This is a genomic window from Streptomyces ureilyticus, from assembly GCF_011045025.1.
Classification (GTDB): domain Bacteria; phylum Actinomycetota; class Actinomycetes; order Streptomycetales; family Streptomycetaceae; genus Streptomyces; species Streptomyces ureilyticus.
Genome location: NZ_JAAKZX010000071.1, coordinates 1 through 13,097, shown reverse-complemented (window position 1 = coordinate 13,097; position 13,097 = coordinate 1). Strand labels below are relative to the sequence as shown.

General features: G+C 71.0%; 11 protein-coding genes and 3 pseudogenes. 9 read left to right on the top strand and 5 right to left on the bottom strand.

From position 1 onward, the window contains the following. The first annotated feature begins 2 nt into the window (after positions 1-2). Positions 3-929 (top strand): NAD-dependent epimerase/dehydratase family protein, encoded by a 927-nt coding sequence (locus G6048_RS22395; RefSeq protein WP_165341373.1) that lies wholly within the window; start codon positions 3-5, stop codon positions 927-929. Between the two features lie 14 nt (positions 930-943). Here G6048_RS22395 and G6048_RS22390 read toward each other — a convergent pair whose 3' ends face one another. Next, positions 944-1,921, bottom strand: coding sequence for a helix-turn-helix transcriptional regulator (locus G6048_RS22390; protein WP_165341372.1), 978 nt, complete (start codon positions 1,919-1,921; stop codon positions 944-946). Between the two features lie 157 nt (positions 1,922-2,078). On the opposite strand from G6048_RS22390, the gene G6048_RS22385 reads away from it, so the two are divergent. The 5 genes from G6048_RS22385 (at position 2,079) to G6048_RS22365 (ending at position 6,971) form a co-directional block, all read left to right on the top strand. After that, positions 2,079-2,474, top strand: a complete 396-nt coding sequence (locus tag G6048_RS22385) for a RidA family protein (RefSeq protein WP_165341394.1) — start codon at positions 2,079-2,081, stop codon at positions 2,472-2,474. 224 nt (positions 2,475-2,698) lie between these two features. Continuing rightward, complete coding sequence (locus tag G6048_RS22380) at positions 2,699-3,694, top strand: ABC transporter ATP-binding protein (protein WP_165341371.1); 996 nt, start codon at positions 2,699-2,701, stop codon at positions 3,692-3,694. A 170-nt stretch (positions 3,695-3,864) separates the two neighbouring features. Further along, on the top strand, positions 3,865-4,593 hold the full coding sequence (locus G6048_RS22375) for an ABC transporter permease (RefSeq protein ID WP_235990182.1): 729 nt from the start codon (positions 3,865-3,867) through the stop codon (positions 4,591-4,593). Positions 4,594-4,752: 159 nt separating this feature from the next. Then, a complete protein-coding gene (locus G6048_RS22370) occupies positions 4,753-5,457 on the top strand; it encodes a response regulator transcription factor (protein WP_165341370.1) in 705 nt (234 codons plus the stop codon). Then, positions 5,454-6,971 carry a sensor histidine kinase gene (locus G6048_RS22365; RefSeq protein WP_165341369.1) on the top strand — a complete coding sequence of 506 codons (1,518 nt, stop codon included), beginning with the start codon at positions 5,454-5,456 and terminating at the stop codon, positions 6,969-6,971. The genes G6048_RS22370 and G6048_RS22365 overlap by 4 nt, the downstream gene beginning before the upstream one ends. Positions 6,972-7,011: 40 nt before the next feature. On the opposite strand, the gene G6048_RS22360 is transcribed toward G6048_RS22365, so the two are convergent. The 4 genes and pseudogenes from G6048_RS22360 to G6048_RS22345 all read right to left on the bottom strand — a co-directional run. After that, positions 7,012-7,671: a response regulator gene (locus G6048_RS22360; protein ID WP_165341368.1), complete on the bottom strand. Its 660-nt coding sequence runs from the start codon at positions 7,669-7,671 to the stop codon at positions 7,012-7,014. Then, positions 7,668-8,834: a sensor histidine kinase gene (locus G6048_RS22355; protein ID WP_165341367.1), complete on the bottom strand. Its 1,167-nt coding sequence runs from the start codon at positions 8,832-8,834 to the stop codon at positions 7,668-7,670. The genes G6048_RS22360 and G6048_RS22355 overlap by 4 nt, the downstream gene beginning before the upstream one ends. Further along, entirely contained in the window at positions 8,831-9,667 is an 837-nt protein-coding gene (locus G6048_RS22350) for a CPBP family intramembrane glutamic endopeptidase (protein WP_165341366.1), read from the bottom strand. Before G6048_RS22350 ends, G6048_RS22355 begins: the two co-directional genes overlap by 4 nt. A gap of 231 nt (positions 9,668-9,898) precedes the next feature. Next, positions 9,899-10,027 (bottom strand): annotated as a pseudogene (locus G6048_RS22345) (type II toxin-antitoxin system RelE/ParE family toxin); the annotation flags it as partial. Between the two features lie 190 nt (positions 10,028-10,217). Here G6048_RS22345 and G6048_RS22340 point away from each other — a divergent pair. From G6048_RS22340 to G6048_RS49725, 3 genes and pseudogenes are all read left to right on the top strand, one after another. After that, positions 10,218-12,404, top strand: a complete 2,187-nt coding sequence (locus G6048_RS22340; protein WP_165341365.1) for a DEAD/DEAH box helicase — start codon at positions 10,218-10,220, stop codon at positions 12,402-12,404. A 268-nt stretch (positions 12,405-12,672) separates the two neighbouring features. Further along, a pseudogene (locus tag G6048_RS22335) lies at positions 12,673-13,005 on the top strand (protease inhibitor I9 family protein); the annotation flags it as partial. Positions 13,006-13,010: 5 nt separating this feature from the next. Further along, positions 13,011-13,097 (top strand): annotated as a pseudogene (locus tag G6048_RS49725) (SAM-dependent methyltransferase); the annotation flags it as partial.

Below are 13,097 nucleotides of genomic sequence, written 5' to 3'. Positions count from 1 at the left end.
CAGTGCGTGTACTCGTCACCGGGGCCACCGGTGTGATCGGACATCCGCTGGTGGGCGCGCTGCGGGCGCGAGGCCATGAGGTGAGTGCGCTGGTGCGTCAGGGGTCCCGGGCGCGGGCCCCGGAGGCGGACCAGGTCGTGGTCGCCGACGCCCTCGACCGCGAGGCCGTGTTGTCGGCGGTGTCGGAAGCCCGGCCCGAGGTGGTCGTCCACCAGATGACGGCGCTGCGGTCGATGCATGACGACCCGCCGGGGGCCTTCGCGCTGACCCGGCGGCTGCGGACCGAGGGCACCGCTCACCTCGTCGAGGCGGCCCGTGCCGCCGGTGCGCGGCGGCTGGTCGCGCAGTCCATCGCCTTCGCCGCCGCCCCGGCTTCGGTTCCCGTCGTCGACGAGGATGCACCGTTGTACGTGGACGCCCCCGACCCCGGCTGGGCCTCCACCGTCCAGGCCGTCGCCGAACTGGAGCGGCTGGTCCTGGGCAGCGGCCCGGACCTCGCGGGTGTGGTGCTGCGGTACGGCTCGCTGTACGGGCCCCGGACCGCGTACGCACGGAACGGCGGGACCGCGCAGGCGGTGCTGGCCGGGCGGTTCCCGTTGCCCCGGGACGGTGCCGGGATCATGTCGTTCCTGCATGTGGAGGACGCCGTGGGGGCGACGGTGGCGGCCATCGAGTCGGACGTCACCGGGGTGTTCCACGTGACGGACGACGACCCGGCCCCGGCCGCGCAATGGCTCCCGCACTACGCCCGCACGCTGGCCGGCCCGTCCCCTCGTACGATCCCGGCGGAGCTCGCACCCCGGATGCTCGGCTGGTACATGACCCATCAACTCACCGCGGCGCACGGCGCGTCCAACGACCGGGCCCGTACGGCGCTGGGCTGGAAGCCGCAGCGGCCCAGCTGGCGCGACGGGTTGGGCAAGGAGTAACCGAGCCGCCCCTCTCAGGACGAGGCCCCGTAGCGGGTGGCGACCGCGGCGGCCCGGTCGCGTAGGGAAGTGCGCAACGACTGTGGGGACAAGGCTTCCGCGTCCATGCTGAGCTGCCACAGCGCCCATTCCGCGTGGCGGGAATCCTGGAAGGTCACCTCCAGTCGCAGCCAGCCGTCCGCGTCGGGTTCCTCGGCGCGGACGGCCAGCGCGGTGTCCAGCAGTTCCTCCCGCCGCGTCGGGTTCACCCGTACCAGCACGGTGATGTGGTCGCCGCCGGAGAGGAACTGCGCGGAGCGTTCCCGCCAGATCCGGTCAAGATCGACCCGGTTCGGTCGCTGTGCCGGTTCGGGGAGTTCCTCGGCGGCCAGCACCCGAGACAGCCGGTAGGTGCGGTCCTCGCCGGATCGCGTCGCCAGCAAGTAGGCCCGGTCGCGCACGGTGACCAGGCCGATCGGGTCCACCGTCCGCCACTGTGGTGTCTGGCCTGTAGCCGCGTAGTGGATGCGCAGCTTGTGTCCGGCGAGCACCGCGCGCCGTACCTCGATCATCGTGGTGTCGGGTACCTCCTCGGTGGCCAGCCGACGTGAGAGCAGGTCGGTCTCCGGGTCTACGAGGAATCGCTGGGCCGCGTCGCTCGCGGTGGCCCGGTGGCTCTCGGGCAGTGCGTCGAGCACCTTCCGCATGGCCGAGGCGAGCGCCGAGCCGAGGCCGAACACCACCTCGCCGCGCGCCCATCCGGCGGTCAGCAAGGCGGCGAGGGCCTCGTCGTGGTTCAGACCGGTGAGCTCGGTCCGGAAACCGGGCGACAACGCGAAACCGCCGTGCCGGCCGCGTTCGGCGTAGACCGGGACGCCGGCGGTGGACAGCGCCTCGATGTCGCGCAGCACGGTGCGGGTGGATACCTCCAGTTCACGGGCCAGCGTGTTGGCGGTCAGGCGACCGCGCTGACGCAGCAGCAGGACCAGGGAGACCAACCGGTCGGCGCGCATGCCAGGACTTTATCGAAATACGTGACTAAGGATGTCGTGTTTTGTTGCGATGCTCGTTCGCACGACGTCGAAGCCGGCGGCTACCGAGCCGATGGTCGTACGTACGCACTCCCCCCACGAATCGAAGCGAAACGAATCGAATGGAGCTGACGTGGCAGTGGAACGAACGGCGGTCAACCCGGTGACGTGGTCCGTGGAGATGGGCTTCAACCAGGGCGAGGTCGTCTCCGGGCACACCCGCACCCTGCACATCTCGGGGCAGACCGCGATGAGCGACGACGGCAAGCCCCAGCATGACGGCGACATGGCGGCACAGTTGGCGCTGAGCATCGACAACCTGGAGGCCGTGCTCGCCGAGGCCGGCATGTCTCTCGCGAACCTCGTCCGGCTCAACGTCTACACGACCGACGTCGATCTCCTTTTCCAGCACTACGGCGTGCTGACAGCGCGGTTGGGCGCCGCCGCGGTGGCGCCGCCCGGCACGTTGCTCGGGGTGACGCGGCTGGCGATCCCGTCCCTGATGGTCGAACTCGAGGGGACCGCCGTCGCGTGATGCGACCTCCGTCAACAGCCCTTCCGGGCCGCCGCTTTCTGTGAGTTCTGTGTGAGTCTTCGGCGGGACGGACGCCGTGGCGTGGTGTTTTCCGGCGGGTGTGGCGCTCGGTTCCCATGGAGCGTTCACACTCGTGCAGGCCGGGCCCAGGTCGGTGGGTGAGGGTGCGGTGGTGCGTGCGGTGATCGCGCGCACCACCGCACACCATCGGTTCTGGAGGCTTGATGATCGACGTTCGCGGGCTGACCAAACGGTACGGCGACGTCCTCGCCGTGGACGGGCTGACCTTCGCCGTCCGCCCGGGAGAGGTGACCGGATTCCTGGGCCCCAATGGGGCGGGGAAATCGACGACGTTACGCATGATCCTGGGCCTGGACGCGGCCAACTCCGGCACCGCCACCGTGAACGGGCGGCCGTATGCCGAGCAGCCCGCGCCGTTGAAAGCGGTCGGGGCTCTGCTGGACCCGGGAGCGGTGCTGCCGAGCCGCACCGCGTACCACCATCTGCTGGGGCTCGCGGCCGGCAACGGCATCCCGCGCGGCCGGGTGGACGACGTACTCGCGGAAGTCGGCCTGGAGAACGTGGGCCGGCGCAGGGCCGGGACGTTCTCGCTCGGGATGCGGCAGCGGCTCGGGATCGCCGCGGCCTTGCTGGGCGATCCGCCGGTGCTGGTCTTCGACGAGCCTCTCAACGGTCTCGACCCGGAAGGCATCGTCTGGATCCGTTCGCTCATGCGGCGGATGGCCGCCGAAGGCCGGGCCGTACTGATGTCGAGCCACCTGATGAGCGAAATGGAACTGACCGCGGACCATCTCATCGTCATCGGACGCGGCCGTCTGATCGCGGACATGACGATGAAGGCGTTCATCGAAGCGCACTCCGACCGCGAGGTCCTGGTGCGCAGCCCTCAGATCACCGAGCTGCGCCGGATGCTGGCCACGGCCGTGAACGTACGCACGGATGGTCCGGACGGGCTGCTGGTGACCGGTCTGGAGCCGGCTGAGATCGGGGCGCTGGCCGCGGCCGGTGATGTGGAGCTGCATGAACTGACAGCACGTCAAGTGTCCTTGGAGCAGGCGTTCATGGACCTGACGCGGGACGCGCAGGAATTCCGGACGGAGAGGGCGGAGACGGCGGAGACGCCGGAGAAGGCGGAGAAGGCGGAGAGGCTGGAGTCGGCGGAGAAGCCGGACAAGGCGGAGACAGAGGCGGGCCGATGAGCCGGATGGCCACGCGGGCCCGAGTGAGGGTCACGCGCACTCAGCTGAGGGCACGGGGCGGCGCGCCGGCGAGATGGCGACGGCCGCGCCGTTCATCCGCGGCCCCGAAGCCGACGGGCCGGGCGTCGTTCCGGCACTGTCTGCACGCCGAGTGGATCAAGATTCGTACGATGCGGTCGACGCTGTACGTGGTGCTGGGCACCCTCGCGTTCTGTGTGGGCCTCGCCGCGCTGAACGGCACGTCCGCCGGGACCGAGTACGCGGACATGACGGCCGCGGATCAGGCCACCTTCGACCCCCTGGCCGTCAGTCTGCGCGGCTACCTGCTGGCGCAGATCGCGCTCGGTCTCCTCGGCGGTCTGGTGATCACCGCCGAGTACGGTGCCCGCACCATCGTCGGCACACTGACGTCCGTACCCCACCGAGGCCGGGTGCTGGCGGCCAAGGCTGTGGTGCTGGTGGGGGTGGTGTTGCCGGTCGGGCTGCTGGTGTCGCTCGCCGGGTTTCTCGTCGGGCAGGCGTCGCTGGCCGGGGCGGACGCCCCGCACCTGGGGCTGTCGGAGGGGCTGGCGCAGCGCGGCATCTGGGGCGGCGGCCTGTACCTGGCACTGGCCGCGCTGTTCGGACTGGCGATCGGCACCGTGATCCGCAGTACGACCGCGACGGTGACGACGCTGTTCGGCGTGATGCTCATCGTGCAGGCATTCGCACCGGCACTGCCCGGAGCGGTCGGTGACTGGGTGTCGAAGTACTGGCCGCCCATTGCCGGAGGCCAGATCATCACCGGCTACCGTGATCCGGCGCTGCTGGATCCCTGGGCCGGGTTCACGGTCATGGCGGGGTGTGTGGCCGTCCTGCTGACGGTGGCGTTCGTCGTCTTCCGCAAGCGCGACGCGTAAGCGCTCCGCTGGGCGAACGGTGATGCTGTATCGACGTGCGGCTCCGCCGCGGGCGCAGGCCGGTGGGGCTGCACCGGACTCCCACCAAGGCCGCTTAGGGGCGCTTAGGGGCCAGTAGTCGGGGAGATTGGGCTGGACGATCGGTCGGGGACGGGACGTATGACGACATCGCAACGGCTGCTGCTGGTGGAGGACGAGCCGACGCTGCGTGAGCTGTTGTCGGCGAGCCTGCGGCTTGCCGGATTCGACGTGGTGTCGGCCGCGACCGGCGCGCAGGCGCTGGACGCGGTGCGGGAGCAGCGCCCCGACCTGATCGTCCTGGACGTGATGCTGCCGGATGTCGACGGGTTCGAGGTCGTACGCCGGCTGCGTGAACGGCATCCCGCTCCGGGCGCAGGCCACCCGCCGGTGCTGTTCCTCACCGCGCGCGACGCGGCCGAGGACCGGATCAGCGGGCTCAGGGCCGGCGGGGACGACTACGTCACCAAGCCGTTCAACCTCGAGGAACTCATCCTGCGTATCCAGGCCGTGTTACGCCGCACCAGCGGCCGCCACCCGGACGGCCGGCTGATCGTCGGCGACCTGGAACTGGACCCCGACAGCCACCAGGTGACGCAGGGCGGGCAGCCCGTGCAACTGTCCCCGACCGAGTTCAGCCTCCTGCGGGTGCTGATGGAGAACGCCGGACAGGTGCTCTCGAAGCCCCAACTCCTCGAACTGGTCTGGCACTACGACTTCGGCGGCGACGACAGCATCGTCGCCTCCTACATCAGCTACCTGCGCCGCAAGATCGACGCGGGCGAGCCGAAGCTGATCCACACGGTGCGTGGCACCGGCTACGTACTGCGCAGGCCCCGGCCGTGAGGGCGTGGCCGTTACGCGGCCGGGGCGGGCGGCTCTCGCTGCGCGGCCGGCTGGTGATCATCTCCCTGCTGCTGCTCGTGGTGGCCCTGCTCGGCAGCAATGCCCTGCTCGTCGCCCTGCTGCAGCGCAGCCTGGTGCAGCAGTTGGACGACCGGCTGTACACCGCGGCCACGGTGGCGGCGCGTCTGCCGGACGTGCCGGATCTGTCCGAGGCACCGGGCGATACGGCGCCACAGGTGCGTGACACCGTGGAACGCGAACTGACGGGAGACGTCCACCTGGCCTACCTCGACCCTGACGGGCACGTACGGCGAATCCTTCGGCCGGCCAACGGCAGCGCACCCGAGCTGCCGACGCTCGATGCGACGGCGGTCGACGCACGCGGCGGACAGCCCTTCGAGGCTCCGGCCGAGAACGGCGGCGCCCCCTGGCGAGTGATCGCTGCACCCTTGGGTGCGCCGGATGGGGAGCGGCAGAGGCAACGGGGGGCCGCCCAGGGCGGGAGCGTGGTCGTCGCCGGATCACTGGCCCAGGTCGACGCTACGATCCGTCAACTCGGCGTCCGGGTACTGGTGATCGACTCGCTGGTGCTCGCGCTGCTCGGCGTGGTCGGCTGGTTCGCCGTACGCGCCGGGCTGCGTCCGCTGCGCCGGATCGAGACGACCGCCGCGGCCATCGCGGGCGGCGACCTCTCCAGTCGCGTCCCGACGCCGGCCTCGACCCGAACCGAGCTGGGCCGCCTGTCCGCCGCCCTCAACGGCATGCTGGACCGGATCGAGGAAGGCGACGCCGCACGGGCCGCCACCGCCGAACGCATGCGCCGCTTCACCGCGGACGCCAGCCATGAACTCCGTACGCCCCTCTTCGGCATCAAGGGCTTCACCGAGCTGTACCGCATGGGCGGCATGCCCGAACGCACGGACGTCGACGCCGCGATGAGCCGTATCGAGCGCGAGTCCGCCCGGCTCGTCCGGCTGGTCGAGGACCTGCTGCTGCTCGCCCGCCTCGACGAGGACGCCGCCGCTGCGGATCTGCCCCTCCGGCTCACCCCCATGGACCTGCGCACCCTGGCCGCCGACGCCCTGCACGACCTGCGGGCGCTCGACCCCGGGCGCCCGGTCTCCCTCACCGGCCCGGGCGGCGGCCCGCCCGGCGGCGCACCGGTCCTCGGCGACGAGGCGCGACTGCGCCAGGTGACCTCCAACCTCGTCGGCAACGCCATCGCGCACACCCCGCCCGGCACACCGGTACGGATCGGCGTCGGCACTCAAGACGGCCTGGCGGTCCTGGAGTTGTCCGACGAAGGCCCCGGCATGTCGCCCGAACAGGCCGCCCGCGCATTCGACCGCTTCTACCGCGCGGACACCGCCCGAGGCCGAGCAGAGGGAGGCGGCGCGGGCCTCGGCCTCGCGATCGTCGACTCTCTGGTGACGGCCCACCACGGCCGGGTGGAGATCCACACGACCCCAGGCGCGGGCGCCACCTTCCGCATCCTGCTGCCGCTGCATCCCTAGCGGGACGGCGATCTCGTGGCGCTGGTGAAGCCGGGGCGGTTCAGGTGACCAGGCCTTGGCGGTAGGCGTAGACGACGGCTTGGACGCGGTCGCGGAGGTCGAGTTTGGTGAGGATGCGCGAGACGAAGGTCTTGACGGTCTCCGGGCTGATCACGAGGGCTGCGGCGATCTCGCTGTTGGAGAGGCCGTCCGCGATGAGGCGCAGGACCTCCAGCTCGCGGGGAGTGAGCGGGATGTCGTGCGAGGTGCCCTCGGCGGGCCGGATGCGGGCGGCGTACCTGCCCACGAGCCGGCGTGTCACCTCGGGGTCGAGCAGTGCCGCGCCCGTGCCCACGGTCCGGATCCCGTGGAGCAGTTGGGCGGGTGGTGCGTCCTTGAGCAGGAATCCGCTGGCCCCTGCGCGCAGCGCCTCGTAGACGTACTCGTCCAGGTTGAACGTGGTCACCACGAGCACCTTGACGGGGTGCGGCACCCCGGCACCGGCCAGCAGGCGGGTGGCCTCGATGCCGTCGAGTACCGGCATGCGTACGTCCATCACCACGACGTCCGGGTGTACTCGGCCGGCGAGGTCGACCGCGGCCTGCCCGTCTCCGCACTCGCCGGCCACCTCGAGGTCGGGCTGAGCGTCGATGATCGTCACCAGCCCGGTGCGGACCAGCACCTGGTCGTCACAGACCAGGACCCGGATCGGCGCGGTCACGACGGGCTCCCCGCAGGTATACGCGCCTGTACGACGAAGCCACCGGCCGTCTGCCGGCCGGCGCTGAAGTCGCCACCCAGGACGTCGACCCGTTCGCGGAGACCGGCGAGGCCCCGCCCGCTGCCGCCGGGGGAGGCGGCCTGCGAGCCGGAACCGTCCGTACTGACCTCCACGGTGATCTCCCTTTCGCCGTGGCGCACCTGGACCGAAGTGCGGCTGCCGTGAGCGTATTTGAGGGCGTTGGTCAGGGCCTCCTGCACGACCCGGTAGGCCACGAGTTCGGCGCTGCCGGTCGACTCCGGCGGCGTGCCCTCCTCGGTGAACTCCACCGGCTGCCCGGCCCGGCGCGTCTGCTCCACGAGGGTGAGCAGTCGGCCGACGGCCGGCGTCCTGGCCTCGCTGCCGTGGTCGGTGCCGTGGTCGGGGTTGAGCAGGTCGAGCAGGTGCCGCAGGTCGGTGATGGCCCGTCGGCCGGTGTCGGTGACGGTGGTCAGGGTCTGGTCGAGGCGATCGGGCGCGGCGGTCAGGTAGCGCGCCGCCTCGGCCTGCACGACCATCGCCGTCACGTGATGGGTCACGACGTCGTGGAGCTCGCGGGCGATGCGGGTGCGTTCGGCGGTGCGGGTGTCCTCGGCGATCCGGAGGCGGCGTTCGGCCTCCGCGACCCGCGTGGAGCGCAGCCATGACCCGATCCCCCAAGCGAGGACCAGCGCCAGGTAGAACATCACGAACCCGCTCAGCGGCTCGCCCGAACCGAGCCGGGAGAGCGCGACCGCCAGCAGCACATACGCCACGGAGAAGAGAAGCGCGGTGGTACGCCGGTGCCGTTCCAGATGGGCCCCCACGCTCAGCAGCGCGATGGGCAGCGCGGTGCCCGCGAGCGAGTGGTAGCCGCGGAGCTGGTCGACGGCGAAGCCGAGCGACACCAGGGCGAGACAGACGACCGGCCACCGCCGGCGCACGGCGAGCGGGAGGCATTCGAGGGCGATCGCCACGACGGCCAGCGCGTCGAAGGGACGGGCCGGCACGCCGCCGAGCTGCGTCCCGCGGGTGTAGAACGCCGGCAGGAGCGATGCGGCGAGGCACAGTACTCCGAGCAGGAGATCCCGGACCGTGACGTCGGACCGGCGCCACCAGTCCGGGGCCCGTCGAAGGCTGATCATCGGGGGAGTTTATCGGTGGCGTCGATCCGCTCGGCGCGCCGACGGCGGGGCACCACATGGCCACGCCGGTAGGCCAGCCACATGAACACGACCGTCGCCAGTACGCAGAACAGCACCGAGTACACACTTCCCTCCGGGCCGAAGTCGCCGCCGGTGAGCAGCACCGGGCCCGAGGTCGCGGAGTCCAGCAGACCCTGAGGGGTGTCATTGCCCGAGACCTCGGTGCTGAAGATGCCGGCCGCGGCGAAGTTCCAGCCGAAGTGCAGGCCGATCGGCACCCACAGCTTGCGGGTGGCGACGTACGCGGCGGTCAGCATGCCGCCGGCCTCGATGGCGATAGCGATGGCGCCCCACAGGTTGGCGTTCGGGTTGAGCAGGTGCGACAGGCCGAACAGCGCACCGGTCAGCACCAGCGCGATCCAGGTGCCGGTGCGTTCTTCGGTGATCCGGAACAGGACGCCGCGGAAGATGAGTTCCTCCGTCACCGCGGCGGCGGCCATGAAGCCGAACAGCCCCACCGCGCCCGTCACCGAGCCCAGGCCGTCGACCTCGTAGTACCCGGAGGTGAAGAGGTTCACCATGACGGCCCCGAACAGGGCGACGCCGATCAGCGTTCCACGGCCCATCGCGGCCGTGGACCCCTCCAGGGCCACCTCCGTGGACGGGCGGCGCTCGGTCCGCCGTACCACCCACCCATAGACGAGCACCGCCAGCACGGCCGTCGGGACACCGACGGCCAGCTGGAGCCACGGGTTGTCCTCCACCGCGGCCAGCCCCTGACCGCCGAGGAAAGCGACCGCCGCGACGGCCACCAGTTGCCAGACCAGCCTCATCAGAACTCCTACGCCAGATCCGCGACGGAGTGCCGCGGGCTGCGCAGAAACCTATGGATTCGGGGGCCCGGAATCGTCACCACTCGGTGGACACCTGCGCGTAGCTCTCACGGGGGACAGACCCCACGGACCGGACTGCATCCGGCCGTCAATGGATACATGCGCGGCACCGCACCTCGATCGGCGGCTGCCGCAGGCCGGCCGGCGTCCTGCGGACGGCGTGCGGCGGCGTCAGGTGTCGTGAACCGTGGAGCGATGTCCGACGTGGACGATCCACACCACCAGTTCTCCGTTGTCGATGGTGTAGACGACCCGGTAGTCCCTCACTCGCAGGCGGCGGCGATCAGGTTGGGACACGAGGGTGTACACAACGGCGGCACTCGTGGGATGGCCGCGCCCAGCCCGGGGGATGGTGGTCCGTCGCGGACGTACCACCGCCTCCAAGACCAGCCCGCCACTGTCAGTCCCCCATGGAAAGATGTGCCTCCACCGCGGCAGACAGCACACAAGCGGTACAGAAGCGGCACAAGTACGGGGCAAGAGGGGCGGCATGGCAGTCGGTGAGGGGGCGGACGGCGGCCCCGTGTTCGCGCCCTTGGGGCGAAAAGCACGCCACGTGCTGGCGCGAGGTGAGCGGCTCCATCAGGACGCGCGGGCCGTGCTCGACGATCACCGGCGGGCCGTCGATGAGATCCGTGCCGCGCTGGCGCCGATCCAGGCCGAGCTTGTGGTCGAGGAGTTGGCGGGGATTCCCGTTTCGCGGCTTAAGGACGCCACCGAGGGGCGGTTGCGAATCGCGGCTCTGGAGGCGGCCGGGGTCGGGTCCGTGCGCGAGGTGTACGAGGCGAGCCGGTTCGAGCTGCGGCAGATTCCGGGGGTGGGGGCGCAGACCGCCGATCAGGCGCTCGCCGCGGCGCGGCAGATCGCCCGGGCGGTCGAGGAGACCGTGTCCGTACGGATCGATGTCGATCACCCGGAGCCCCGCACCACCGCCCTCGTGATCGCGCTCCGGCGGCTCGTCGAGGCCGGCCCCGAGCTGCGCCGCGCCGTGGACGCCGCCGAGCGACTCGACCGGAAGCTGAAGGTGCTGCTTCCGGCGGCCCGGCCCGCCGGCGGGCGGCTGCGGATGGTGCTGTCCAGGAAGGCCCGGCGGGAGAGCGCGCTCGTCGCGGTCGCGGAACTGCATGAGCTGACGGCCGATTCCAGGGACGTACGACTGCTGCTGGCGCAGGCCTCCACCGATCTGCTGCGCGAGTCCGCCTCCGAGGCCGAGGCGTGGGTCGACTTCGAGCTGCGTTCCACGGAGTACTACAGCCTGCTCGCCGAAGTCGCCGGCAGCGCTCCCGACGTGGCGGCCGCCGAGGGCTTCCTGCCGGCGGAGGTGGCCGAGCGGGTGCATGCGCTGGGGCTCGACGACACCCACCGCCGGGTCTCGCTGCGCGGCTACCAGTCCTTCGGCGCACGGTTCGCACTCGCACAGCGCCGGGTGGTGCTCGGCGACGAGATGGGCCTCGGCAAGACGGTCCAGGCCATCGCCGTACTCGCGCACCTGGCGGCGCAAGGCCACAGCCACTTCCTGGTGGTCTGCCCGGCGAGCGTACTGATCAACTGGACCCGCGAGATCCGCTCGCGCAGCACCCTGCGGGCGGTGCCCGTGCACGGCCCCGAGCGTCGGCACGCGTACGCGGAGTGGCGTGAGCGCGGAGGCGTCGCGGTCACCACCTTCGACGTGCTGCACAGCCTGCCCGCGCCGGACAGAGCGACCGCACCCCCGGCCGCACTCGTCGTCGACGAGGCCCACTACGTGAAGAACCCCGACGCCCGCCGCTCCCGCGCGGTCGCCGCCTGGACCGACCGATGCGAACGGGTCCTGTTCCTCACCGGGACGCCGATGGAGAACCGCGTCCAAGAGTTCCGTACGCTCGTCCGCTACCTCCAGCCCGAGCTGGTGCCCCAGATCCAGGGCGGCGACGCGGTCGCGGGCCCGCACACCTTCCGCAAGTCCGTCGCCCCCGCCTATCTGCGCCGCAACCAGCAGGACGTACTCACCGAACTGCCCGCGCTGCTCCAGGTCGACGAGTGGGAGGAGTTCAGCGCCGCCGACCAGGAGGCATACCGCGACGCGGTCGCCGCCGGGAACTTCATGGCGATGCGCAGAGCCGCGTATGCGAACGCCGAGAAGTCCGCGAAGCTGCAACGCCTGCGCGAGCTGGTGGCCGAGGCGGCCGAGAACGGGCTCAAGGTGGTCGTGTTCTCGTACTTCCGGGACGTGCTCGGTGTGGTCCAACAGGCCGTGGGTGAAGGCGCGTTGGGACCGCTGGCCGGTGGCGTACCGGCCGCTCGCCGGCAACAGCTGGTCGACGAGTTCACGGCCGCCTCCGGCCACGCCGTGCTGCTCTGCCAGATCGAAGCCGGCGGCGTCGGCCTCAACCTCCAGGCGGCGTCCGTGGTGATCCTGTGCGAGCCGCAGGTCAAGCCCACCCTGGAGCACCAGGCCGTGGCCCGCGCCCACCGTATGGGCCAGGTCCGCCCGGTCCAGGTGCACCGCCTCCTCGCCACGGACAGCGTCGACGACCGCCTGCTGCGCATCCTGGAGAACAAGACCCGCCTCTTCGACGCGTACGCCCGCCGCAGCGACGTCGCCGAGGCGACCCCGGACGCCGTCGACGTCTCGGACGGCACCCTCGCCCGCCGCATAGTGGAGGAGGAACAGCAGCGGCTGGCCGCGGTCACATGAGCCGCGCATGAGTCGCCACATGAGCCGCCGACAAACGCGGTTTATGACGTTGTGTCATGACTGGCATATGGCGCCAGTGTTACGTCTGTGCAGGGCCCTTGTGCAATTCCTGTGGAGGCCTCAATCTTTCGGCTGACGCACAGGGTTGTCACCGAACTTGGCATGACCCTGTCTTCTTTTGTGTGCCCGCACCAGCCCGCACCACCTGCGTGTGCTCCACCGGCACCACCCCCCACCAGCGCGCCACCTATTGAGGAGGATCCCTCAGATGGCAGTGATGCGTCATGCCCGCCGAAGACTTGCCGGAATCGCCACCGGAATCAGCGCGACGGCCCTCGTCGCCGGCCTCGTCACCGCTCTCCCCGCCCAGGCCGCAGCGGCCCCCGTGGGCCCCGTCCAGTACGCGGGCGCACCCGGGACGATCGCGAACAGCTACATCGTGACCCTCGACGCGGACGCCGCGAAGGCCGGTTCCGCCGAGGGCAGGGCACTCGCCAAGGAGTACGGCGCGACGATCGAGCGTACGTACAAGAAGGCGCTGAACGGTTACGCCGTCGAGGCCACCGAGGCCGAGGCGAAGAGGTTCGCCGCCGACCCGGCACGGCCATGCGGGTACGCAACGCGGTGTGGCGCCCCCCGTTCGTCATGTACTACCGCGCCTTCCGCCTCAGCGACGTACGCCGCGAACTGATC

What these genes read in the sequence shown, in the direction of transcription:
- G6048_RS22390 (WP_165341372.1), bottom strand. Translation starts at nt 1,921, where the DNA reads ATGCGCGCCGACCGGTTGGTCTCCCTGGTCCTGCTGCTGCGTCAGCGC.
- G6048_RS22380 (WP_165341371.1), top strand. Translation starts at nt 2,699, where the DNA reads ATGATCGACGTTCGCGGGCTGACCAAACGGTACGGCGACGTCCTCGCC.
- G6048_RS22375 (WP_235990182.1), top strand. Translation starts at nt 3,865, where the DNA reads ATGCGGTCGACGCTGTACGTGGTGCTGGGCACCCTCGCGTTCTGTGTG.
- G6048_RS22370 (WP_165341370.1), top strand. Translation starts at nt 4,753, where the DNA reads ATGACGACATCGCAACGGCTGCTGCTGGTGGAGGACGAGCCGACGCTG.
- G6048_RS22355 (WP_165341367.1), bottom strand. Translation starts at nt 8,834, where the DNA reads ATGATCAGCCTTCGACGGGCCCCGGACTGGTGGCGCCGGTCCGACGTC.
- G6048_RS22350 (WP_165341366.1), bottom strand. Translation starts at nt 9,667, where the DNA reads ATGAGGCTGGTCTGGCAACTGGTGGCCGTCGCGGCGGTCGCTTTCCTC.
- G6048_RS22340 (WP_165341365.1), top strand. Translation starts at nt 10,218, where the DNA reads ATGGCAGTCGGTGAGGGGGCGGACGGCGGCCCCGTGTTCGCGCCCTTG.